Origin of the sequence: Paenirhizobium cremeum, assembly GCF_022884085.1 — a bacterium.
GTDB classification, from domain to species: Bacteria; Pseudomonadota; Alphaproteobacteria; order Rhizobiales; family Rhizobiaceae; genus Allorhizobium; species Allorhizobium cremeum.
Map to the genome: position 1 here is coordinate 149,602 of NZ_JAGGCS010000007.1, position 22,646 is coordinate 172,247.

The 22,646-nt window shown below is 64.3% G+C and carries 18 protein-coding genes; 15 read left to right on the plus strand and 3 right to left on the minus strand.

Annotated elements, in window-relative coordinates; translation table 11 throughout:
• Window positions 1-80 precede the first annotated feature (80 nt).
• On the minus strand, window positions 81-1,532 hold the full coding sequence (locus tag J5N58_RS14525) for an aldehyde dehydrogenase (RefSeq protein WP_113438325.1): 1,452 nt from the start codon (window positions 1,530-1,532) through the stop codon (window positions 81-83).
• A gap of 118 nt (window positions 1,533-1,650) precedes the next feature.
• On the opposite strand from J5N58_RS14525, the gene J5N58_RS14530 reads away from it, so the two are divergent.
• The 5 genes from J5N58_RS14530 to J5N58_RS14550 all read left to right on the plus strand — a co-directional run bounded on the left by J5N58_RS14530 (window position 1,651) and on the right by J5N58_RS14550 (window position 7,109).
• Complete coding sequence (locus J5N58_RS14530; RefSeq protein ID WP_113438324.1) at window positions 1,651-2,145, plus strand: MarR family winged helix-turn-helix transcriptional regulator; 495 nt, start codon at window positions 1,651-1,653, stop codon at window positions 2,143-2,145.
• 44 nt (window positions 2,146-2,189) lie between these two features.
• A complete protein-coding gene (mhpT, locus tag J5N58_RS14535; protein ID WP_113438323.1) occupies window positions 2,190-3,398 on the plus strand; it encodes a 3-(3-hydroxy-phenyl)propionate transporter MhpT in 1,209 nt (402 codons plus the stop codon).
• Between the two features lie 16 nt (window positions 3,399-3,414).
• A complete protein-coding gene (locus tag J5N58_RS14540; RefSeq protein WP_244711364.1) occupies window positions 3,415-4,314 on the plus strand; it encodes an amidohydrolase family protein in 900 nt (299 codons plus the stop codon).
• Complete coding sequence (locus J5N58_RS14545; protein ID WP_112827058.1) at window positions 4,311-5,981, plus strand: acyl-CoA dehydrogenase family protein; 1,671 nt, start codon at window positions 4,311-4,313, stop codon at window positions 5,979-5,981. The genes J5N58_RS14540 and J5N58_RS14545 overlap by 4 nt, the downstream gene beginning before the upstream one ends.
• 114 nt (window positions 5,982-6,095) lie before the next feature.
• The gene (locus tag J5N58_RS14550; protein ID WP_112827057.1) at window positions 6,096-7,109 is read left to right on the plus strand and encodes an aldo/keto reductase; all 1,014 of its coding nucleotides are present in this window, start codon (window positions 6,096-6,098) and stop codon (window positions 7,107-7,109) included.
• A gap of 59 nt (window positions 7,110-7,168) precedes the next feature.
• Here the strand turns inward: J5N58_RS14550 and J5N58_RS14555 are convergent, their stop codons facing one another.
• Window positions 7,169-8,074 carry a LysR family transcriptional regulator gene (locus J5N58_RS14555; RefSeq protein ID WP_112827056.1) on the minus strand — a complete coding sequence of 302 codons (906 nt, stop codon included), beginning with the start codon at window positions 8,072-8,074 and terminating at the stop codon, window positions 7,169-7,171.
• Between the two features lie 179 nt (window positions 8,075-8,253).
• Window positions 8,254-9,117, minus strand: coding sequence for a MurR/RpiR family transcriptional regulator (locus J5N58_RS14560; RefSeq protein ID WP_113339842.1), 864 nt, complete (start codon window positions 9,115-9,117; stop codon window positions 8,254-8,256).
• A gap of 192 nt (window positions 9,118-9,309) precedes the next feature.
• On the opposite strand from J5N58_RS14560, the gene J5N58_RS14565 reads away from it, so the two are divergent.
• From J5N58_RS14565 to J5N58_RS14610, 10 genes are all read left to right on the plus strand, one after another.
• Entirely contained in the window at window positions 9,310-10,398 is a 1,089-nt protein-coding gene (locus J5N58_RS14565; RefSeq protein ID WP_112827054.1) for a D-TA family PLP-dependent enzyme, read from the plus strand.
• Between the two features lie 530 nt (window positions 10,399-10,928).
• A complete protein-coding gene (locus tag J5N58_RS14570; protein ID WP_244711367.1) occupies window positions 10,929-12,410 on the plus strand; it encodes a M81 family metallopeptidase in 1,482 nt (493 codons plus the stop codon).
• Between the two features lie 65 nt (window positions 12,411-12,475).
• Complete coding sequence (locus tag J5N58_RS14575; RefSeq protein WP_113466216.1) at window positions 12,476-13,993, plus strand: ABC transporter substrate-binding protein; 1,518 nt, start codon at window positions 12,476-12,478, stop codon at window positions 13,991-13,993.
• A gap of 25 nt (window positions 13,994-14,018) precedes the next feature.
• Window positions 14,019-14,969: an ABC transporter permease gene (locus J5N58_RS14580; protein WP_113339838.1), complete on the plus strand. Its 951-nt coding sequence runs from the start codon at window positions 14,019-14,021 to the stop codon at window positions 14,967-14,969.
• A 5-nt stretch (window positions 14,970-14,974) separates the two neighbouring features.
• On the plus strand, window positions 14,975-15,829 hold the full coding sequence (locus J5N58_RS14585; RefSeq protein WP_112827146.1) for an ABC transporter permease: 855 nt from the start codon (window positions 14,975-14,977) through the stop codon (window positions 15,827-15,829).
• A gap of 2 nt (window positions 15,830-15,831) precedes the next feature.
• On the plus strand, window positions 15,832-17,637 hold the full coding sequence (locus J5N58_RS14590; protein ID WP_244711369.1) for an ABC transporter ATP-binding protein: 1,806 nt from the start codon (window positions 15,832-15,834) through the stop codon (window positions 17,635-17,637).
• Between the two features lie 49 nt (window positions 17,638-17,686).
• Entirely contained in the window at window positions 17,687-18,082 is a 396-nt protein-coding gene (locus J5N58_RS14595; RefSeq protein WP_112827049.1) for a RidA family protein, read from the plus strand.
• A gap of 122 nt (window positions 18,083-18,204) precedes the next feature.
• Window positions 18,205-20,046, plus strand: a complete 1,842-nt coding sequence (locus tag J5N58_RS14600) for an ATP-binding protein (RefSeq protein WP_113442460.1) — start codon at window positions 18,205-18,207, stop codon at window positions 20,044-20,046.
• Window positions 20,043-21,401 carry a sigma-54-dependent transcriptional regulator gene (locus tag J5N58_RS14605; RefSeq protein ID WP_112827047.1) on the plus strand — a complete coding sequence of 453 codons (1,359 nt, stop codon included), beginning with the start codon at window positions 20,043-20,045 and terminating at the stop codon, window positions 21,399-21,401. Before J5N58_RS14600 ends, J5N58_RS14605 begins: the two co-directional genes overlap by 4 nt.
• Before the next feature lie 200 nt (window positions 21,402-21,601).
• Entirely contained in the window at window positions 21,602-22,576 is a 975-nt protein-coding gene (locus tag J5N58_RS14610; RefSeq protein WP_112827046.1) for a tripartite tricarboxylate transporter substrate-binding protein, read from the plus strand.
• The last annotated feature ends 70 nt before the right edge of the window (window positions 22,577-22,646 follow it).

Consider the following 22,646-nt stretch of genomic DNA (forward strand, 5'->3'; position numbering starts at 1 on the left):
TGGAAATGCATCAATTGGAGCGGGCCGGCGCAGCGTGTCGCCGGCTTCTGATCTTGGCGGCGGGCGCTGTCCCCGTCCCGTCAGAGCGGGAAGTGGCCCGGCTGTGTCTCGACGGTGATCCAGCGCAATTCGGTGAACTCGGCGATACCCGCCTTGCCGCCGAAGCGGCCATACCCGGAGGCCTTGGTCCCGCCGAAAGGCATCTGCGCCTCGTCATGCACGGTCGGGCCATTCACATGGCAGATGCCCGAGCGGATGCGGCGCGCGACCGACAGCGCGCGCGACGTATCGCGGCTGAAGACGGCGGCCGAGAGTCCGTACTCGCTGTCATTGGCCAGACGCACCGCGTCGTCCTCGTCCCTGGCGCGGAGTATGGCGACGACGGGACCAAAGCTCTCCTCGGAATAGAGGCGCATGTCGGAGGTGACCTTGTCGACCACCTGTGCAGGCAAAAGCACGCCATCGGCTGCGCCTGCACCGGTGACGGTGGCACCCTTGGAAACGGCGTCGGCGATCAGCGCTTCGACTTTTTCAACCGTGCGGGCATCGACCACGGCGCCCAGCGGAGCCTTGCCGTCGCGGGGGTCGCCGGCCTTCAGCGCCTTGGCGCGTTCCGTGAACTTCGCCACGAACTCTTCCGCCACTTCGGGAACGACGATGATGCGTTCGGTCGACATGCAGATCTGGCCCTGGTTGAAGAAGGCCCCGAAGATCGCGGCCTTTACCGCCTCGTCGACATCGGCATCCTTCAGCACGAGAAGAGGAGCCTTGCCGCCGAGTTCGAGCAGGACGGGTTTCAACTGCCGGGCGGCGCGTTCCGCGATGATGCGTCCGACATTGGTCGAGCCGGTGAAGTTGATCCGGCGGATATCGGGGTGATCGATCAAGGCGCCGACGATGTCGGCTGCGTCTTCCGGCGCATTGGTCACAAGGCTGACGACGCCGGCCGGAAGACCGCCCTCCTCCAGCGCTTCGACGATCAGCGCATGGGTGCGCGGGCAGATTTCCGATGCCTTGAAGACGACGCTATTGCCGCAGGCAAGCGGCGTAGCAATGGCGCGCACACCGAGGATGACCGGCGCGTTCCACGGCGCGATGCCGAGCACGACACCGGCCGGCTCGCGGATCGCCATGGACAGGCAGCCCGGCTTGTCGGAGGGGATCACTTCGCCGGAAACCTGCGTTGTGAGGGCCGCGGCCTCGCGCAGCATGGAGGAAGCGAGCATGACGTTGAACCGTGCCCAGGCGACCGTCGCTCCGATTTCCGAGGCCATGGCGGCAACGAAGGCGTCGCCCTTGGCTGCCAGCGCATCGGCGGCCTTCAAAAGGGTGGCGCGGCGCGCATTGGGACCGAGAGCCGCCCAGGCGGGGAACGCCGCCGCTGCCGCATCGGCCGCCGCAACGGCATCCGCGACGGTGGCTGCCACAGCCTCGCTCGCAACCTCGCCCGTGACGGGATTGAGACGCCGGAAGGTCCGGCCGGTGGTGGCGGCGCGTTCCGCCCCTGCGATACGCATGGAAACAAAAGTCATCTGGCTCCTCCCAGAGCGACCCGGCAGCGGTTACGATCTGCCGGCGGGTTAACCGCTATCCGACATAGCGGATTGACTGCTATGTCGCATAGCATTATGGATATTGCAAGAGGACATCGTGAAGGACGACGAAATGCCACTGGAAATGCCGAAGCGAGAAGAGGACGTCGAGGCTTCGATCGTCCGGCTGGAGGATCTGGTCGGCTATCACCTGCGCCGTGCGTCGGTCTTCGACCTGCAGGGCGCCGTCTCGGCGCTGGAGCCGGCCAATACGCGGCCGGTGCCGATGAGCGTGCTGCTCAGCATCGTCGAGATGCCCGGCATCAGTTCGGCCGATATCTGTCGCGCGCTCGGCATGCAGCGCGCCAATATCGTCTCGATCCTGGCCGATCTCGAGGAACGCGGGCTTTTCCTGCGTGAGGCGGATTCGTCCGACCAGCGAATCCAGCGTCTTTTCCCGACCCGCCGCGGCGAGGAGGAAGCCGCCCGATGGCTGGCGCTGATCGCCGACCATGAGCGCAACATGCTTTGCCGCCTGAGCGCGGCTGAACAGAAGGAACTTCGCCGGCTTCTGGCGAAGATCTGGCAGGAGGATGGGCCGAAGCAGGGCTAGGCCCGAAACCGCGGGGGAGAGGCCCCGCTTTCTGGGAGGAAGTAATGCAAACCAATATCGACCACCGCTCCGGCGGGCGGCGAGCGCTTTCGCTTGCCTTTCTCGCGGCCGTCATCGAAGGCTTCGACCTTCAGGCCGCCGGTGTCGCCGTGCCCAAGCTCGCGCCGGCTTTCGGGCTGACCCCGCAACAAATCGGGTTCTTCTTTTCGGCCGCAACGTTCGGCCTGATCTTCGGGGCGCTTGCCGGCGGCCGCATTGCCGACGGATGGGGAAGGCGCACCGGTCTCGTGCTTTCGCTCGTGACCTTCGGCATCTTTTCCGTTGCAACGGCCTTCGTCTCCAGCTTCGAACAGCTCGTCGTCATGCGCTTCCTGACCGGTGTGGGTCTCGGCGGTGCCTTGCCGAACCTCGTGAACATTGCGGCGGAATCGACCGATCCGGCGCGGCGCGGGCGGGCCGTCGCGATCATGTATGCCGGCGTGCCGCTCGGCGGCGCTGTCGCAAGCGGGGTGGCCATGCTCGGCCTGCATGGCGACGACTGGCACTCGATCTTTGTCGTCGGCGGTGTCATGCCTCTCATTCTCGCGCCGTTCATCCATACCCTGCTGCCGCCGCTGCGGGTGCAGAAGAGCGAGGTGAAAACCGTCTCAGGCGCCGTATCGCGCATCTTCGCGCCGCAGACGCTCATCACCACGACGGCGCTCTGGGTGTCGTTCTTCCTCGGGCTGCTGGTGGTCTACCTGCTCCTGAACTGGATGCCGCAACTCCTCGTCGCCCGCGGTCTCGCCCGCAACGAGGCTTCGTTCGTGCAGATCCTGTTCAATCTCGGCGGCGTGGTCGGCAGCCTCATCGGCGGACGCATGCTCGACCAGAAGAACCCGGTCATGCCGGTTGCCCTCGGCTTTGCCGCGGCAGCGGGTGCCCTTCTCATGCTCGGCCTGCTGCCGGCCAATCTCGGCCTGACGCTTGTCGCCGGGGCGCTGGTGGGCGGTGCCATCCTCTGCGTACAGGCCATTCTCTACGGCGTGGCGCCGCAATGCTACCCCTTCGAGATCCGCGGCACGGGCGTCGGCGTTGCGGTCGCGGTCGGACGGCTGGGCTCGATTGCGGGGCCCCTGCTCGCGGGCTTCCTGGTGGCCGGCGGCAGCACACCCTCCGACGTGATGTTCGCTCTCGTGCCGATCACGCTTCTGGCCGGCCTGACGACGGTTCTGCTGCTGGTGCGCCGTGGGCGCAGCCTGCAGATGGCCTGACGGAGAGGGCAGCCGCATGCTCGACCTCTCGACGCTTCGGGCCATCGATTTTCACACCCACGCCGAGGAGCCCTGCGGCTGCCACGCCGACGACGGCTATGACGATCTGCAGGCTGCCATGGCGCGCTATTTTCGCGCGCCGTGGCAGCATCCCCCGACCGTCGACGAGACGGCGGTCCATTACCGGGAGCAGAACATCGCTGCCGTGATCTTTCCCGTCGATGCCGAACGCGAGACCGGCTATCGGCGCTATGCCAACGAGGAGGTCGCGGAGGCGGCCTCCCGCCATCCCGACATCCTGATCCCCTTCGCCTCGATCGATCCGGCCCGCGGCCGCATGGGCGCAAGGGAGGCGCGACGCCTCGTCGCCGATTTCGGCATCCGGGGCTTCAAGTTCCATCCGACCATGCAGGGCTTCTATCCCAATGACCGGATGTGCTGGCCGCTCTACGAGGCGATTGCGGAGGCGGGCGTTCCCGCGCTCTTCCACACCGGCCAGACCGGCGTCGGGTCGGGCATGAGGGGCGGCAACGGAATGCGGCTGAAATATTCCAATCCGATGTATCTCGACGACGTGGCCGTCGATTTCCCCGACATGCCGATCGTCATGGCCCATCCCTCTTTTCCCTGGCAGGAAGAGGCGCTCGCCGTCGCCGTACACAAGCCCAATGTCTGGATCGACCTGTCGGGTTGGCGACCACGTTATTTCCCGCCGATCCTCATCCAATACGCCAACACCCTGCTGAAGGAGCGCATGCTCTTCGGCTCCGATTGGCCGATGATTGCACCGGAAGGCTGGCTCGAGGAATTTGCCGGGCTGCCGATCCGGGACGCCGTCCGCCCGAAGATCCTCAAGGAAAATGCCATCCGGCTGCTCGGCCTGTCGTCTGCCGATGAGAAAAGAGAAAATCCATGATCCCCTTCGAAGCACCCGTCGAGACCATCCTTTTTTCGCTGCGGCATGTCGCCGGGGCCGGGCGAATTCCAGCCTGGGACGACGATCTCGTGCAGGAGGTTATCAGGCAGTTTTCCCGACTGGCCGAGGGCGTCGTTGCGCCGGCCGATGAAGCCGCCGATCGTGAGGGTTGCCGGCTCGTGGATGGGCGCGTGCATATGCCGGAAGGATTGGTCGCGGCCTATGCCGCGTTCGCCGAACAGGGCTGGCCGGGACTTTCCATTCCGGAAGAGACGGGCGGCCAGGGCATGCCGGCGCCTGTTCTCGGGGCCGTGACGGAGATTTTCGCCGGGGCGAGCCATGCGCTGCAGATGATTGCCGGCCTCGTTCCCGGCGCCTCGCGAACGCTTGTCGATTATGGCACACCCGATCAGCAGGAGCGCTGGCTGCCGCGTCTCGCCTCGGGCGAGTGGCTGGCCACCATGGCGCTGACGGAACCCGGCGCCGGTTCCGACCTCTCGGGCATCCGGACCCGTGGCGAACAGGGACCAGATGGCTGGCGCATCTCGGGCGAGAAGATCTTCATTTCCGGCGGTGATCAGGATCTGACACCGCGTATCCTCCATCTCGTGCTCGCCCGCACGCAAGGTGCCGCGGGCAGCACACGCGGGCTCAGCCTGTTTCTCGTTCCCTCCCATGACGATGCCGGCGAAAGGCTGCCGGTGACGGTGACGCGGATCGAGGAGAAGATGGGCCTGCATGGCTCGCCGACCTGCCAGATGCTGTTCGATGGCGCACCGGCCGAGCTTGTCGGCAATGAGGGTGAAGGGTTGAAGGCCATGTTCACCATGATGAACCACGCCCGCCTCGACGTTGCCTTGCAGGGGGTTGCCCATGCTACCCGCGCGACGCGGATCGCGACCGAATATGCCCGGGGCCGTCGGCAGGGGAAAATCGCCGGCGAGACGGGTCCGGCGATGCTCGCGAGCCACCCGGACGTGCAGCGGATGCTCGATGAGGCCGAGGCCATCGCGATAGCGGGACGCGCGCTTTGCCATGTCGCCCTGGTCGAACTGGAGTTGCAGGAGGCGCCCGAACTCGTCGATTTCCTCACGCCCGTCTGCAAGTTCGCCTGCACCGAGGGTGGCGTCGCCGCCGCCAATCTCGCGATCCAGGTGCTGGGCGGATACGGCTATCTGCGGGAATACCGGGTCGAGCAGATCCTGCGCGATGTCCGCATCACCGCGATCTACGAGGGTGCGAACGGTATCCACGCGCTTACGCTGGCGACACGGCTGTTGCGCCACGACGGCGGGAGCGCCGCAAACGCCTTTGCGCGGTTTGTGGGCTCCGCTGGCGCCGATGACGCGCTGTCCTTGTGGCAGCAGGCGCGCACGCGCATGCTTGCCGCGGAAGACCCGGCGCCGGCGGCCGATGCCTTCATGCGATTGACCGTCGAGACGGCCTATGCGGCCATCTGGCGCCGCCTGGCCAAAGTTGCCGATCACGCCCCGGACCCCACCCGGCTCCGCGCTCTGGCCGCACGTCAGGCGATGTTCCTTCCGTCATCGCTGCGGCACAAGGCCGAGATTATCGCCATGATATTGGAGAGGAATGGAGCCGCTTCGGGCTTTGACCGGAAGGAGGAGGGCTACTGCCTGCACGGGATGCTCGCAGCTGACTTGTGAATTGTCTTCCAAAGTTCTGAGATCGGCGTCCGGCTACTGCCGATTGCCCGCGGGGCCTATTTTGAATTCCGACACCGAACGCTGGGTTCGGGATGAAAACGGAAGGCTCCTGCAATGACACTCAAGGATATTCTGCACAGCAAACTCGGCTTTGGCGCTGCCCCGCTCGGCAACATGTTTCGCGATATTCCCGAGGAGGAAGCGCTCGCAACCGTCGAGGCCGCATGGAACGACGGCATCCGCTACTACGACAACGCGCCGTTTTATGGCGCAGGTCTCGCCGAAATCCGCATGGGAAGAGCGCTCGCCGGCAAGCCGCGTGACCAGTATGTCATCAGCACCAAGGTCGGAAGGTTGATCCTCGATGAAGTCGAAGACATCAGCGCCCGCGATCTCGGAGAGAAGGGCGACGTCTTCAAATATGGCCTCCCCAACAAGATCGTCAACGACTACACCGAGGATGCCACCTACCGCTCGATCGAGGACAGCCTGAAGCGCCTCAAGACCGACTATATCGATATCGTCTGGGTGCATGACATCGCACAGGATTTCTACGGCGATGAATGGCTCGGCAAGTTTGAGGAGGCCCGAAAAGGCGCGTTCCGCGCCCTCGACCGGATGCGCGACGAAGGCGTAATCAAGGCCTGGGGCCTTGGCGTCAACAAGGTCGAGCCGATCGAGCTGCTGCTGGCGCTGGATGAGCCCCGGCCGGACGGTTTCCTGCTGGCCGGCCGGTATTCGCTCCTCGATCACGATCGCGCCCTGCAGCGCGTCATGCCGACGGTGGCAGAACGTGGTCTGGGGATCGTGGTGGGAGGCCCCTACAGTTCAGGCGCACTGGTCGGCGGTCCGAACTTCGAATATGCGCCGGCGACGCCGGAGATCCTCGCCAAGGTCGCTGCGATCAAGGCGATCGCCGATCGCCACGGCATCTCGATGAAGGCTGCGGGCCTGCAGTTTGCGCTTGCCCATCCGGCGGTTGCCGCAGTCATCCCGGGCGCCAGCCGTCCGGCCCGGATCGCCGAGGATGGCGCCGCCCTGCGCGAGACCATTCCGGCCAGTTTCTGGCGTGAACTGCGCGATGGCGGTCTCGTCGATCCGGCAGCCCCGCTCCCGATCGAAGACTGAACCAAGCCATCAAAGCTCCTGCCGACCGAGACGCCATAGCGCCTCGGTCGGCTTGGTTTTTAATGCGGCTTCAGAAATTTCTGCATGCGCGGTACGGCGAAATCCAGAAACGCGCGCACGCGAGCGGGGAGGAATTGCGATCCGCGATAAAGGGCGTGAACCTCGTCCACGACGCCGATATCGCTGTCGGCAAGAAGCTCGACAAGTTCTCCGCGCTCGATCGGCCCGCGCAGATGATAATCGGCAAGGCGGATGATCCCGACGCCGGCAATCGCCATCCGCCGTAACGTATCGCCATTGTTGACCAGCAGCGACCCGCTCAGCATGCGCTCCACGATCCGCCCGCCTTCGCGCATCGGCCAGACGGGCATCGCGCGACGGAAATTGAAGCCGAGGCAATTGTGATGGACGAGTTCTTCCGGCGCCGTCGGCGTGCCGTGGCGTTCAAGATAGGCGGGCGATGCCACGATGCACCGCTTGGTCTCGCCGAGCTTGCGCGCCATCAGGTTGGAGTCGGGAAGCTTGCCGACGCGGATCGCGATATCCGTGCGGTCGAGATAGAGATCGATCACTTCGTCCGAGAGTGAAAGATCGACGATCACCTTGGGATAGGCTTCGAAGAAGGCCGGCAGGATGGGTTCCAGCGCGGTGGTGCCGAAGCTCACCGAGGAAGTGATGCGGACGATGCCTTCGGGCTCTGCTCCTCCGTGTGCGATCTGCTGCTCGGTCTCGTCGAGCTGGGCGAGCAGCGCCTGGCTGCGCTCATAATAGAACTGTCCTTCGACGGTCAGGGCCAGCCTGCGGGTCGAACGTTCGATGAGTCGAACGCCAAGCCTCGCCTCCAGACGGGCGATCAGCTTGGATACCGTCGACGGCGTCATCAGCATAAGCCGCGCAGCCTCGGAAAAGCTCCCCGCCTCCACGACCCGAACGAATACCATCATTTCGCCTGCGCGGTTGTCCATGCCGAACCTGTGATCTGATTTCACCGAACCGGGCCCGTTCTATCATGTCCACAGGCTTCCGTCCGCAATATGTGAACCGGACGATCAAATGCGGTGAATGCGAGCCTGATCCACCATGCGTCCTTTGTGCGATCCAGGCCAGAAGGGGCAATCGCCCTTGGGAAAAGCCGGTTCTACACTCAGTCGCCGAGAAGCTGCCGGTCGTCGCCGTCGCGATTGCGCACCAGCTCTTCCTTGATCGGACGCAGCGATTTCAGCGCCCTGTTGCGGTCGGCATAGGCGACCATGTTCGCCAGGATGTCGATCGCCGCAAGATAGGCGTAGCGCGTCGAGGTCGGGCGAAAGATGTTCTTGCCCTCCGGCATCTCGATGGCGATCACGAGGTCTGCGGCATTCGCCACCGGCGAGCCGCCCTGGGTCATCACGATTGTCGGGATCGCGTGCTGGCGCAACAGCTCCAGGCAATGGACGAGCCCCATGTCGCGGCCGGTGAACGACGAGCCGAAGACGACCGTTCCGGGCTGCGCGGCGGCCGAGATCATCAGGTTCATGCCATGGTCGTTCGACGAATTGATCCGGCAGCCGAGCCGGAACAGACGATTGTGCAACTCGTTGACGATCATCGCCGAATTGCCGCTGGAACCGAAGGCCTGGATGAATTCGGCCCCTCGCAGCATCTGCGCCGCCTTTTCGATCGCCCTGAGGTCGAGCTGGCGATGCACTTCGAAAAGAGCGTTCTGCGCCTTCGAGACGATATCGCTGGCGACCTCTTCGGCGGTCGCCGTCGGCGCCTCGGGCTTCAGGTAACGCAGCCCGACATAGGCCATCTTGGCAAGCTGCACCTTGAAGTCGGAATAGCCCTGGCAACCCAGCCGGCGGCAGAAACGGGTAACCGTCGGCGGAGACACCCCGGCCCGCTCCGCCAGTTCGATGATCGACGAATTGACGACGAAATCCACATTCTCCAGGGCAAACTGCGCCAGTCTTGTCTCGAGGCCCGAAAGCCTGCCGTCTTCGTCGGAAAGGGCGTGAAACAGGTCCATCCGGTCTTCTCCTTCAGCAGCATGGGAGAAAAATCATCCATCGGTGAAAATGAATTTCACCAGAACGCAATCTGATAGCATAATGCGGACAGGCATCAATGAAACTTGCCATTCTCGTGAAAATAAAAGTAACCTCCCTCGCGCCGCAATCACTTCATCCGGCGGCGCATCCTGCCCCAACGAGGTCCCATCATGAACTATCCGTGGCCGGAACCCGGCACGCCGCTCGAACAGGTCGCAACGCCCATGCCCGTCATCGACGAGGACCGGCTCGCCGCAAACATCGCCAGGGTGCAGACCTATTGCGACACGCACGGCAAGGCTTTCCGCCCGCATATCAAGACACACAAGATCGCAGCCATCGCCCGCCAGCAGGTGGAAGCCGGCGCAGTCGGCCTCAACTGCCAGAAGGTGACGGAAGCGGAAGTCTTTGCGGATGCGGGTTTTGACGACATCCTGATTACCTACAACATCCTTGGGCCGGCCAAGCTCGTCCGCCTGAAAGCGCTGAATGCCCGCATCGCGAAACTCGCCGTGGTCGCCGACAGCGACACGACGGTCGCCGGTCTCGCCTCGGCCTTCGACGCCGACAGGCCGCTTTCCGTGCTGGTCGAATGCGACACGGGCGGAAAGCGCTGCGGCGTGCAGACGCCGGAAGCGGCGGTGGCGCTTGCGGAAAGGATCGCAGCCGCGCCCAGCCTGCGCTTCGGCGGGATCATGACCTACCCCTCCATCGGCGGCGCCGCGCAGGTCGAGGCTTTCATGGCCCGGACGATGGCGCTGCTCGCCGAAAAAGGCATGGAATGCCCGGTCCGCTCCAGCGGTGGATCGCCGGACCTTTTTTCCGCCCATCTGGTGCCATCGGCGAGCGAACATCGCGCCGGCACCTATGTCTACAACGACCGAAGCATGGTGCGCGCCGGCCATTGCACGGAAGATGACCTCGCCATGCACATTCTCGCGACCGTCGTTTCCCGCCCGGCTCCGGATCGCGCCGTGCTGGACAGCGGCTCGAAGGCGCTGACTTCCGATCTGCTCGGCTTTTCGGATTACGGTTCGATCGTCGGCTTCGAGGGCGCCCGTATCGTCTCGCTCTCGGAAGAACATGCCGTCGTGGATATTTCCGGCTGCACCAGGCCGTTCGCGGAAATCGGCGCGATGGTGAAGGTCGTGCCGAACCATACCTGCGTCGTCACCAACCTCTTCGACCGCATGGTCTTCCATCGCAACGGCATCGTCACGCGGGTCGAAAATGTCGATGCGCGGGGTACCGTCTGGTAAGCCGGCTATCCGGAAATTTTTCGTGGTTATCAAGCGACGGCCATCGACCGCACCGGGGCAACCGTCGCAGCACGATGAAAAAAGGGCGCCCCTGGAGGGCGCCCTTTTTCATGGCGCCTTCCGCGCCTCTGGCGGACGTCACGCGGCGGGACGCTGCGGAAATTCTTGATTCCCAAATACATTGTCGGCCCTTTGGCCCGTGCGCTCCATTTTCACCTGATGGCCTCAGGTGAAAATTCTTCCTCGTTTTTGACGTTTAAGAAAATAAATTACAGAAATTTGACGATATCTGGAAAATATATTGACTTCTCGCGGATCTGACGCATTATGAAGAAAATAAATTACACCGAAACGGTGAATGGGTGAACTGAGGAAGACTGGCAATCAGACGATCCGAGAGCGCTGAGACTGTCGCCCCGGCGGCATTTGCGGAAGCGGCTCCGGCAAACTTCAAACCAGGAAAACATGGCGACGGCATCCAGGCCAGCTTTATGGCGGCCTATGGGCCGACGTGTATTCGGAAAGCAGACATGCGCATTTTCACTGCCTCGCTGGCAACTGAAACGAACACCTTCTCCCCCGTGCCGACGGATATGAACGCCTTCAAGGCGGCGTTTTATGCCGGACCGGGCGAGCATCCGGATACGCCGACCCTTTGTTCCTCGGTTGTCCCGATCCTGCGCCGCCGCGGCAAGGCTGAGGGTTTCACGGTCATCGAAGGCACGTCCTGCTGGGCGGAGCCTGCAGGCCTCATCCAGCGGCAGACCTACGAGACGCTGCGCGACCAGATCCTTGCCGAGCTGAAGGCGGCCATGCCCGTCGACGGCGTCGTACTCGGCCTGCATGGCGCGATGGCCGCGCAAGGCTATGACGATCCGGAAGGCGATCTGCTCTCCCGCGTCCGCGACATGGTCGGACCCGACGTTCTGATTGCCGCCGAATTCGATCCGCACAGCCATCTGACGGCGCTGCGCGTCGCCAATCTCGACATCATGGCCGCCTTCCTCGAATTTCCGCATACGGATTTCGAACAGCGCGGCGAGCATGTCGTCGAGCTGGCGCTCCGGGCGCTGCGCGGCGAAATCAGGCCGGTGATCTCCACCTTCGACTGCCGGATGATTACTATCTTCCCGACCAGCCGCGAGCCGATGCGTTCCTTCGTCGACCGCATGCAGGCGATGGAAGGCAAGGACGGCATCCTGTCCGCCTCCGTCATCCACGGCTTCATGGCCGGCGACCTGCCCGACATGGGCACGCGCATCGTCGTCGTCACCGACAACGACAAGGCAAAGGGCGATGAACTGGCGGCAAGGCTCGGGCGGGAGCTTTACAGTCTGCGAAAGACCACCGCGATGCCGATGTTCGATACCGAGACCGGTCTCGACAAGGCGATTGCGATCCGCGCCGCGCATCCGGAAAAACCGGTGACGATCGCCGATGTCTGGGACAATCCCGGCGGCGGCGTGGCGGGCGACGCGACCCATATCCTGCGCCGCATGCTGGAACGCGGCATGGATGATTTCGCCGTCGCGACCATCTGGGACCCGATTGCGGTCAGCTTCTGCCATGCGGCCGGCGAAGGCGCTGAAATTGCCTTGCGCGTCGGTGGCAAATCGAGCCCCGAAGGCGGAGAGCCGCTCGACCTGCGCATCACCGTGCAAAAGGTTTTCGATACCGGCTGGCAGAGTTTCCGCAACTCCCGCGTGACGCTCGGCAGTGCCGCAGTTATCCGCCCGGTCGGCACCCATATCGACATCGTGCTGATTACCAGCCGGACCCAGACCTACGAGCCCGACATTTTCTCCAACCAGGGCATCGATTTCTCGGGCAAGTCTTATCTGCTCATCAAGTCGACCAACCATTTTTATGCGGGCTTCCAGCCGGTCTCCTCCGAGATCGTCTATATCGCCGCGCCGACGTCCTATCCAACCGATCCCGCAACGACGCCCTATCGCAAGGCGAGCCTTAAGCTCTGGCCGCGCGTTGCGGACCCGTTGGGGCTCGACGGCTGAATTCTCGGTCGGAAGGAAAGCCGGCCGAAATCTTTGACTGAACCGAACGCAACAAGGGGAAGACCATGAAAAAGAGTGCGCTTGTTCTTACGACGCTGGCAGCGCTTGCCAGCACTGCCAGCCTGGCATTCGCGCAGGGCGGCGACGGCATTCTGACCGTCGCGACGATCGGTGAACCGCCGACGCTGGACGTCATGCAGACGCCGACCGACATCGTTCTGACCATCGACCAGCATATTTTCGAGACACTCTATACCTACGATGCGGAATGGAAATCCGTTCCCCTGCTCGCCGCCGGCATGCCTGAGATTTCCGAGGATGGCCTGACCTACAGGATCCCGCTGCGCGAGGGCGTGAAGTTCCACGACGGCAGCGATTTCGATGCCAAGGACGTCACCGCCTCGCTGAAGCGCTGGATGGCGATCAACTCCAAGGGCAAGCAGGTGGCCGGCATCGTCGACAGCCTGACGGAAGACGGCGACCACGCCGTCGTCATCAAGCTGAAGTCCCGTTACGCGCCGCTCCTCGCCACGCTCTCCCAGGCTTCCGTCATCCTGCCGTCGGAAAAGGTCGCGGACACGCTGACCGAATTCGTCGGCACCGGCCCCTATGCCCTGAAGGAGCGCAAGCCCGACCAGTATACCCAGCTCGTCCGCTACGACGGCTACAAGTCGCCCGAGGGAACGCCGAGCAATTATGCCGGCAAGCGCGAGGCAATCGCCGGGGAAATCCGCTTCGTCCCGGTTCCCGACGCCAATACCCGTGTCGAAGGGCTCATCTCCGGCCAGTTCGATTATGCCGACTCCCTGCCGGTCAGCGCCTATGAGCGCGTCGAAAAGAGCGGCGTTGCCAAGCCCGTCATCTTCAAGAACGCCGGCTGGGCTTCGATGAACATGAACATGAAGGAAGGCCTGCTCGTCAAAAAGCAGCTCCGTCAGGCCGTGCAGGCCGCGCTCAATGCCAACGACATGATGATGGCCGCCTTCTCCGACGACCGCTTTTTCAGCGTCGACGCCTCGATCTTCCCCGAGGGTTCCTTCTGGCACACCGAGGCCGGCGTCGCCCGTTACGGCGAAGGCGATCCGGAAACGGCCGCCAAGCTCTTGAAGGAAGCAGGCTATAACGGCACGCCGCTGCGCCTGATGACCAGCCGCCAGTACGAATTCCACTACAAGATCGGCGAAGTGGCCAAGGCCTATCTCGAAGCCGCCGGCTTCAAGGTCGACCTGCAGGTCGTCGACTGGGCAACGCTCACCACCCGCCGCGCCGATCCGAAGGAATGGGACATCTTCATCACCCACTCCAACTTCCCGGGTGACCCGACCACGATCAACACCATCACCGACACCTATCCGGGCTGGTACGTATCCGAGCAGAAGGCGAAGGCCGTCGCGGCCTACATGGACGCCACGACCGACGATGCCAAGAAAAAGGCCTGGGAAGGCATCCAGACGGTGATCTACGATGATGCACCGCTCTACAAGGTCGGCAACTTCAATGCCGTTTCCGGCGTTGCCGACGGCGTTTCCGGCTACGAGCCAACCTACTGGCCGCATTTCTGGAACGTGAGCCCGAAGAAGTAAGGCTGAAAGAGACTGGGAACCGACTATGGCAAGGATCGCACTGGCGCTGCTGAAACGGCTGGGGGGCATGGCAATCGTGCTCGCCCTGGTCGTGACGGTGGTCTTCATCATCGTCCGCGTCACGCCCGGCGATCCTGCCGCCGTCATGCTGGGGTCGGATGCGACCCCGGAAGACGTTGCGCAACTGCGCAGCAGGATGGGGCTCGATGCGCCGATGATCGTCCAATATGGCCAGTTCGTCCTCGGCATATTGCAGGGCGATCTGGGCCAGTCGATCTTCCTTGACCAGCCGGTCACGACGGCGCTTGCCGCACGTGCCGAGCCGACCTTCTTCCTCACTCTCTTCTCGATCCTGATCGCGGTCGCGATCGCGCTGCCGGTCGGCATCTTGTCGGCCGTCAAGCGCGGCACGATCTTCGACCAGATCGTCGTGACGCTGACCATGGTCGCGGCAAGCGTGCCAAGCTTCTGGCTCGGCCTGATGCTGATCCAGTTCTTTGCCGTCGGCCAGGGCTGGTTCCCCGCCTCCGGTTACGGCGGGCCGGAAACGCCGTTCCTCGAACGCCTGCACCACCTCGTGCTGCCGGCCGTGGCGCTCGGCATCGTCAACTCGGCCCTCATCACCCGTTTTACCCGCGCCGCGATGCTCGATGTGCTGGGCGACGACTACGTCCGCACCGCCCGCGCCAAGGGCGCCGGCGAAGGCCGTGTCGTCCTCAAGCACGCATTGAAGAACGCGATGATCCCGATCATCACCGTCATCGGCCTGTCGATCGCCATGCTGGTCGCGGGCGCCGTCGTCACCGAGACCGTCTTCGGCCTGCCGGGAGTCGGCAATCTCGTCGTCTCGGCCGTGCTGCGCCGCGACTACCCCGTCATTCAGGGCGCGCTCCTCGTCGTTGCCGCTATTTACGTGCTCATCAACTTCATCGTCGACATGCTCTATATTCTCGTTGATCCGCGGGTGCGCCTATGACCACGATGGCCGCCGTTTCCATGCCCTTCGCTTCGGGCCTGCGCCGCCTGTTCGGCAATCGCGCCATGCTCGTCGGCGCCATCATCCTCACGGTCGTCGTTCTGGCCGCGATCCTCGCGCCCTGGATTGCGCCCTATGCGCCGAACAAGCTGTCCATCGTCAACAAGCTCAAGCCGCCGTCGATGACGAACGTCTTCGGCACGGATGAATTCGGCCGCGACATTTTCTCCCGCGCCATCTTTGCCGGCCGCATCTCGCTTCTCGTCAGCCTCGGCGTCGTCGTCATCTCCACCGTGCTCGGCGTGATCCTCGGCGTTGCCGCCGGCTTCTTCCGCAGCCTCGATGCGCCGATCTCGCGCCTGCTCGACGCCATGATGTCCTTTCCCGACATCCTGCTTGCCATCGCGCTGGTCGCAGCGCTCGGCCCGTCGCTCTCCACCGTCATCCTGGCGCTCGGCATAACCTATGCGCCGCGTCTTGCCCGCATCGTGCGCGGCTCGACGCTGGTGCTGCGCGAACTGCCCTATATCGAAGCGGCAGTCGCCATGGGCCTGCCCACCTGGCAGATCCTCGCGCGCCACGTCCTGCTCAATCTTGCCTCCCCCATCCTCGTGCAATCGACCTTCGTCTTCGCCTCCGCGATGCTGGCGGAAGCGAGCCTCTCCTTCCTCGGCGTCGGCGTTTCCACCGACATGCCGACCTGGGGCACGATGCTGGCGTCTGGCCGCGAATATATGAACAACGCCCCCTGGCTGATGGTGTTTCCGGGGCTGGCCATCGTCTTCTCCGTCCTCTCCCTGCAATTGCTGGGCGACGGCCTGCGCGATCTCGTCGATCCGCGCCTCGCCAAGGAAAGCTGACCATGACCGATACCACCACAACCGCTCGGCCGGTGCTTTCGGTCGAGAACCTGACAACCTCGTTCAAGACGGCGGAAGGTTGGAAGGCCGTCATCCGCGATATCAGCCTGCATGTGGATGCCGGCGAAACCGTCGCCATCGTCGGTGAGAGCGGTTCGGGCAAGAGCGTCACCGCGCTGTCGACGATGCGGCTTCTGCCGCCGGGCCGCTCGCGCTCGCAGGGCCGCATCCTGCTCGAAGGCAGAAATCTGCTTGAGGCCAGCGAAGCGGAAATGCGCTCGGTGCGCGGCGGCGCAATCGGCATGATCTTCCAGGAGCCGATGACCTCGCTCAACCCGGTCTTCACCATCGGCAACCAGATCGCCGAAGCCCTGGTGCTTCACCGCGACATGTCGTGGAAGGAGGCGGAAGCCGAAACCTTGCGACTGATGGAGCGTGTCCGCATTCCGGCGGCGAAAACCCGTCTGCACGAATATCCGCACAAGTTCTCCGGCGGCATGCGCCAGCGCGTGATGATCGCCATGGCGCTTGCCTGCCGCCCGAAGCTCCTGATCGCCGACGAACCGACAACCGCCCTCGACGTGACGATCCAGGCCGAAATCCTCCACCTCTTGCGCGAACTGCAGCGGGAGGAAAACATGGGCGTGCTGTTCATCACCCACGACATGGGCGTCGTGGCCGAAATCGCCGACCGCACCGTGGTGATGTTCCGTGGCGACATGATCGAGACCGGCAAGACCGCCGAGATCTTTGCCGCACCCAAGGCCGTCTATACCAGGTCGCTGCTCGCATCGATCCCCCGCCTCGGCACGATGGGCGCGGCGGCTGCACCGAAGCGTTTCCCCGAAGTCGATGCGTCCACGGGCGAAGCCGTCGACGGCCGCGAGATGGCGCCGGTCGCGCAGACCGCCGAACCGATCCTCAAGGTCGACAATCTCACCGTTCGCTTCGACCTGCCGAATGGCCGTGTCCACGCGGTGGAGAATGTCTCCTTCGATCTTCGTCCGGGCGAGACCCTGTCGCTGGTCGGCGAGAGCGGCTGCGGCAAGTCGACGACCGGCCGTGCCATCATCCGGCTTCTCACGCCGTCCGCCGGCTCGATCGTCATCGACGGAAAGGACGTGACCAAGGCCGGGATGCGGGAATTGCGGACCATGCGGCGCACCTCGCAGATGATCTTCCAGGACCCGTTCGCCTCGCTGAACCCCCGCATCACGGTCGGCTCCGCCATCGCCGAACCCATGCTCGCCCACGGCCTGCTGAGCCGCAGGAATGCCAAAGAGCGCGTCGCGGAACTCCTGGAGCAGGTTGGCCTTTCGGCTGCGATGGCCGACCGCCATCCGCACGAATTTTCCGGCGGACAGCGCCAGCGCATCTCGATTGCCCGCGCGCTTGCGCTCAACCCGAAATTCATCGTCGCCGACGAGGCGGTCTCCGCGCTCGACGTCTCGGTCAAGGCGCAGGTCTCCAACCTGCTGCTCAACCTGCAGGAAAAGCACGGCCTCGCCTATCTCTTCATTTCCCACGATATGGCCGTGGTGGAGCGGATGAGCCATCGGGTGGCGGTGATGTTCCTCGGCGAGATCGTCGAAATCGGCCCGCGGGCAGCGATCTTCGACAATCCGCAGCACCCCTATACGCGCCGGCTGATCTCGGCCGTGCCGATCCCCGATCCGTCGCGCCGCGGGCGGACCGCGCCGCCGCTGACCGAAGAGATCAAGAGCCCGGTGCGGCCCTTCGATTACGTCGCGCCGAAGCGGAGCTATCGCGAAGTATCGCCCGGCCATTTCGTGCAGGACGCGCACTGAAAAACCTAGAGACCCAGCACCCACTGCACCGGAACAGAAAGACGAACTCATGAGCTGCAAGAAACTCATCCGTTACGACATTGCCGACCCTCAGGCCGGCGGCCAGCGCCGCCCCTTCGCCAAGGCCGTCCGCGCCGGCGATTTCGTCTATGTGTCGGGCCAGGTTCCGACCGTCGACGGCGAGGTCGTCGTCGGCAACATCGCCGTCCAGACCGAACAGGTGATCGAGAACATCAAATCGGTTCTGGCGCTCGCCGACTGCACGCTCGACCATGTGGTCAAGGTCAATGTCTGGCTCGACGATGCCCGCGATTTCTCGAGCTTCAACGCCGTCTTCCAGAAGCACTTCATCGATCATCCTCCGGCACGTTCCACCGTTCAGTCGCCCATGATGGTCGACGTCAAGGTCGAGATGGACGTCGTCGCCTACAAGCCGCTGGATTGAACCGGTCAGACGGCCCAAAATGCGGGAGCGTCGTGCAACGACGCCTTGTCCGGCGACACCCGGCACGACGATCCTGCACACTCCGCGAGCGCTGCTGCTTGGAATGAAGGCCGCAATCTGCGATGCTGGCCGGCCAATCGCCGTCGGCGGTTTCGCAGTCAGTGGAGGAGACGCTGAGACACGCACATCGAAGCCTTGTGTTGCTGGCGGCGCTGCTGCTTACCGCGGCCGTGGCGGTGATCGGCTGGGGCCTGCCCTTCGTCACGCTCCGCTTCATGAACGAAGCCTCGCTGCAGGCCGGCAGCGCGCTGAGGCTCGCCGTGTCTGCGCTGTCGGGCCAGCTCAAGCGCTATGAGCCCCTGCCGGCGCTGATCGCCGATCACGACGACATCAAGGAACTGCTGACCCGGCCCGCCGACCAGGGGCTCAGGATGGCGGCCAATGTCTATCTCCGGGAAATCAACGCGCTGCTCAGATCCTCCGACATCTATGTGATGACGATGGATGGCGAAACGATCGCCGCGAGCAATTACGACGATCCGGCCACCTTCATCGGACAGAACTTCAGCTACCGACCCTATTTCCAGGATGCGGCGCAGGGCCGCCAGGCGCGTTTCTATGCGCTGGGCACGACCTCGGCGAAGCGGGGCTATTATTTCGCCTCGCCTGTCAGTGTCGCAGGATCGATCAGGGGCGTCATCGTCTTCAAGGTCGATATCGACGCGATCGAGGACTCCTGGCGCGGCGGTGAATACAAGATCATCGTCAACGACCCCGAAGGCATCATCTTCATGTCGGGCAGCCCGGCCTGGCTCTATTCCAGCGTCCTTCCGCTGACCCGGGAGCGGCTGGCTCGGACCGCGCAATCGCGGCGCTATTCCGACGCCGTGCTCAGGGAATTGCCGATTGAGCGCTCCCGTCTCGCAAGCCATGCACTGATGCGGATCGCCGAGCCGGACGGCGCCCGCGAATATCTGGCGCTCTCGCAATATGTCGCGGAAGCCGACTGGACCGTGAACGTGCTGATGGACACCGGCTCCGTCCATTCCCAGGCCCGCACCGCAATCGCCGCACTCGTGCTTCTCATCTGTGTCGCAGGCCTCGCCGGCGGTGTGCTGATCCAGCGCCGCGCACGGCTCAACGAGCGCATCGACATGGAAAGCCGCGCCAAGGCCGAGCTCGAACGCCGCGTCGAAGAGCGCACGGCCGACCTTGCCCGCGTCAACCTCGAACTGCGCAAGACGCAGGCTGACCTCATCCAGGCCGGCAAGCTGGCAGGGCTCGGCCAGATGTCGGCAGCCCTGAGCCATGAATTCAACCAGCCGCTCGCCGCCGCAAAGACCTACGCCGACAGCGCGGCCCTGCTGCTCGACCGGGAGCGCTATGACGATGCGCGCGGCAATCTCGCGCGCATATCGAGCCTGATCGACCGCATGGCCTCGATCAGCCGGCATCTGAGGAACTTCGCCCGCAAGCCGAACGAGAAGCTCGCCCCGGTATCGGTCGAGGAGGTGCTCCTCGATACGCTGGAAATCGTCTCCGCCCGTCTGGCGACGGCCCGGGCCGAGGTCGTGAGCGATCTCGGCAGCCCGCCGCCCGTGGTGCGCGCCGGCTCGGTCCGCCTGCAGCAGGTGCTGGTCAACATCATTTCCAACGCCGCCGATGCGGTGGAAGGGCTCGACGACCGGCGCATCCACATCAACGCCCGCCGCGAGGGCGAGCGCGTGGTGGTCGAGGTTCGCGATCACGGTCCCGGCGTGCAGCCGGCCATCGCCGAGCGCATCTTCGACCCCTTCTTCACCACCAAGGGCGTCGGCAAGGGTCTCGGTCTCGGCCTGTCCATCTCCTACAACATCGTCAAGGATTTCGGCGGCAACCTGACGGTTTCCAATCACCCCGAAGGCGGCGCCGTGTTCCGCATCGAACTCGATGCCGCTGCCGCGCAGCAAGAGGCCGCCGAATGAGCGAGGCGCATATCCTGCTCGTCGACGACGAAGAGGACCTGCGCGTGTCCACCGCCCAGGCCCTAGAACTGCACGACCTGAAGGTGGAGACCTTTTCCGCCGCCGAGGATCTTCTCGCGCATGTGAACCCGGGCTTTGCTGGGGTGGTCATCAGCGATATCCGCATGGCGGGCATGGACGGCATGACGCTGCTCCAGCGCGTCCGCGAGATCGACCACGACATACCCGTCATCCTGATTACGGGCCATGGCGACGTGCAGCTTGCGGTCAAGGCGATGCGCGAGGGCGCCTATGATTTCATCGAGAAGCCCTTCGCGATGCCGGTGCTCGCCACGACGATCGGCCGTGCGCTCGATCGCCGCGAACTGGTGCTGGAAAACCGCAGGCTGCGCGCCGCCGCCGGCAAGCGCGACGATATCGAGGCCCGGCTGCCGGGCCGCACCGCCGTCATGGTCGAGCTTCGCCACCGGCTCCGCGCCATCGGCGCAAGCGACGCCGACACGCTTATCATCGGCGATACCGGAGTCGGCAAGGAGGTGGTGGCCCGCGCGCTGCACGATGTCAGCAGCCGGGCGAGCCGTCCCTTCATCGCCATCAATTGCGCGGCCCTGCCGGAGACCCTGATCGAGAGCGAACTGTTCGGCCACGAGGCCGGCGCCTTTCCCGGCGCGCTGCGTGCCCGCTACGGCAAGTTCGAGCATGGCCGCGGCGGCACGATCCTGCTCGACGAGATCGGCTCGATGCCGATAGATCTGCAGGCGAAGTTCCTGCGCGTTCTGCAGGAACGGACCATCACCCGGCTCGGCTCCAACGAGGCGGTGCCGCTCGACGTCCGCTTCATCGCCACCAGCAAGGTCGATCTCGAGGAGGCCGTGGCGAACGGCGCCTTCCGCGCCGACCTTTTCTACCGGCTCAACGTCGCGACACTGCGCGTGCCCGCGCTCGCGCAACGCCGGCAGGACATCCCCCTGCTGTTTTTCCAGCTCGTCCGCGAGGCCTGGGGACGCTATGGCCGCGAGCCGGTCGATATCCCGCCCGAGGTCGTCACCGAGATTTCCGAACGCGAATGGCCCGGCAATGTCCGCGAGCTGCGCAACGCCGCCGACCGTTTCGTGCTCGGCCTGCCCATGCACGAAGCCATCCCCGACGGCGTCGGGGAACGCGCCGGCACCCGCCTCGCCGACAAGGTCGGCTCGTATGAGCGACAGCTGATTGCGAACGCCATCGCCGCCCATGGCGGCAGCCTCAGGCCCGTCTACGAGCAGCTCGGCATTTCCCGAAAGACGCTTTACGAGAAGATGCAGAAATACGGCCTCGGCAAGCGTCTCGCCAACGGCGAAATCGCCGACGACTGAGCGGATGGGTGGAAATCCACCCACGCCCCCGCTGCCTTGGGAGGGATTCCACCCATGGTGCGCCGCAAAACTTTTGTAAGCATATCATTTCGGACATGCGTCAGGTTGTTGCTGCGGTGCGAGCCGTGAAAAACCCGTTTTCAGCGCCGGCTTTGGAGGAGCTTTGCCGGCGACTGGACCTGATGACGGGAGGATCGTCCATGATATCGAAATCGCTTTTTGCCGCCACCGCCCTTGCTATGACGCTGCTCGCCGGCGCCGCTCACGCGGAATATCCCGAGCGCACCATCACCATGGTCGTTCCCTTCGCCGCGGGCGGCCCGACCGACACCGTGGCCCGCCTCGTCGCCGAATCCATGTCCAAGGATCTCGGCCAGCAGGTGATCGTCGAGAATGTCGGCGGGGCCGGCGGCACGCTCGGAGCGGGCCGCGTCGCCACCTCCGAACCCGACGGCTACACCCTTCTGCTGCACCATATCGGCATGGCGACATCGGCCACGCTTTATCGCAATCTCGCCTATGACACCCTGAACGCCTTCGATTATGTCGGCCTCGTCACCGAGGTTCCGATGACCATCGTCGCCCGCAAGGATCTCGAGCCGACGGACCTCAAGGGCCTGATCGACTACGTCAAGGCCAATGCCGACAAGGTGACCGTCGCCAATGCCGGCATCGGCGCGGCCTCGCATCTCTGCGGCATGCTGTTCATGAGCGCGATCGAAACGCCGCTCGTCACCGTCCCCTACAAGGGCACCGGTCCGGCCATGACCGACCTGCTCGGCGGCCAGGTGGACATCATGTGCGACCAGACGACCAACACCACCAAGCAGATCCAGGGCGGCACGATCAAGGCTTATGCCGTGACGTCGCCTGCGCGGCTCGATATCTTCCCCGACCTGCCGACGGCAGCCGAGGGCGGGCTCAAGGACTTCCAGGTCGGGATCTGGCATGGCGTCTACGCCCCGAAGGGCACGCCGAAGGAGACGGTCGACAAGCTCAGCGCCTCGCTCAAGAAGGCACTGAAGGACGAGAATGTCGCCGCCCGCTTCAAGGAACTCGGCACGGCGCCCTCACCCGAGGCCGATGCCACGCCCGAAGCGCTGAAGGCCAAGCTCGAAAGCGAGATCGCCCGCTGGAAGCCGATCATCGAAGCGGCCGGCCAATACGCGGACTGAGCCTCGCCGGCCTTCGCCTGCATCCCCTCCCCCGGCGCAAGGCACCGGGGGAGGGGCTCGCCTGGATAAA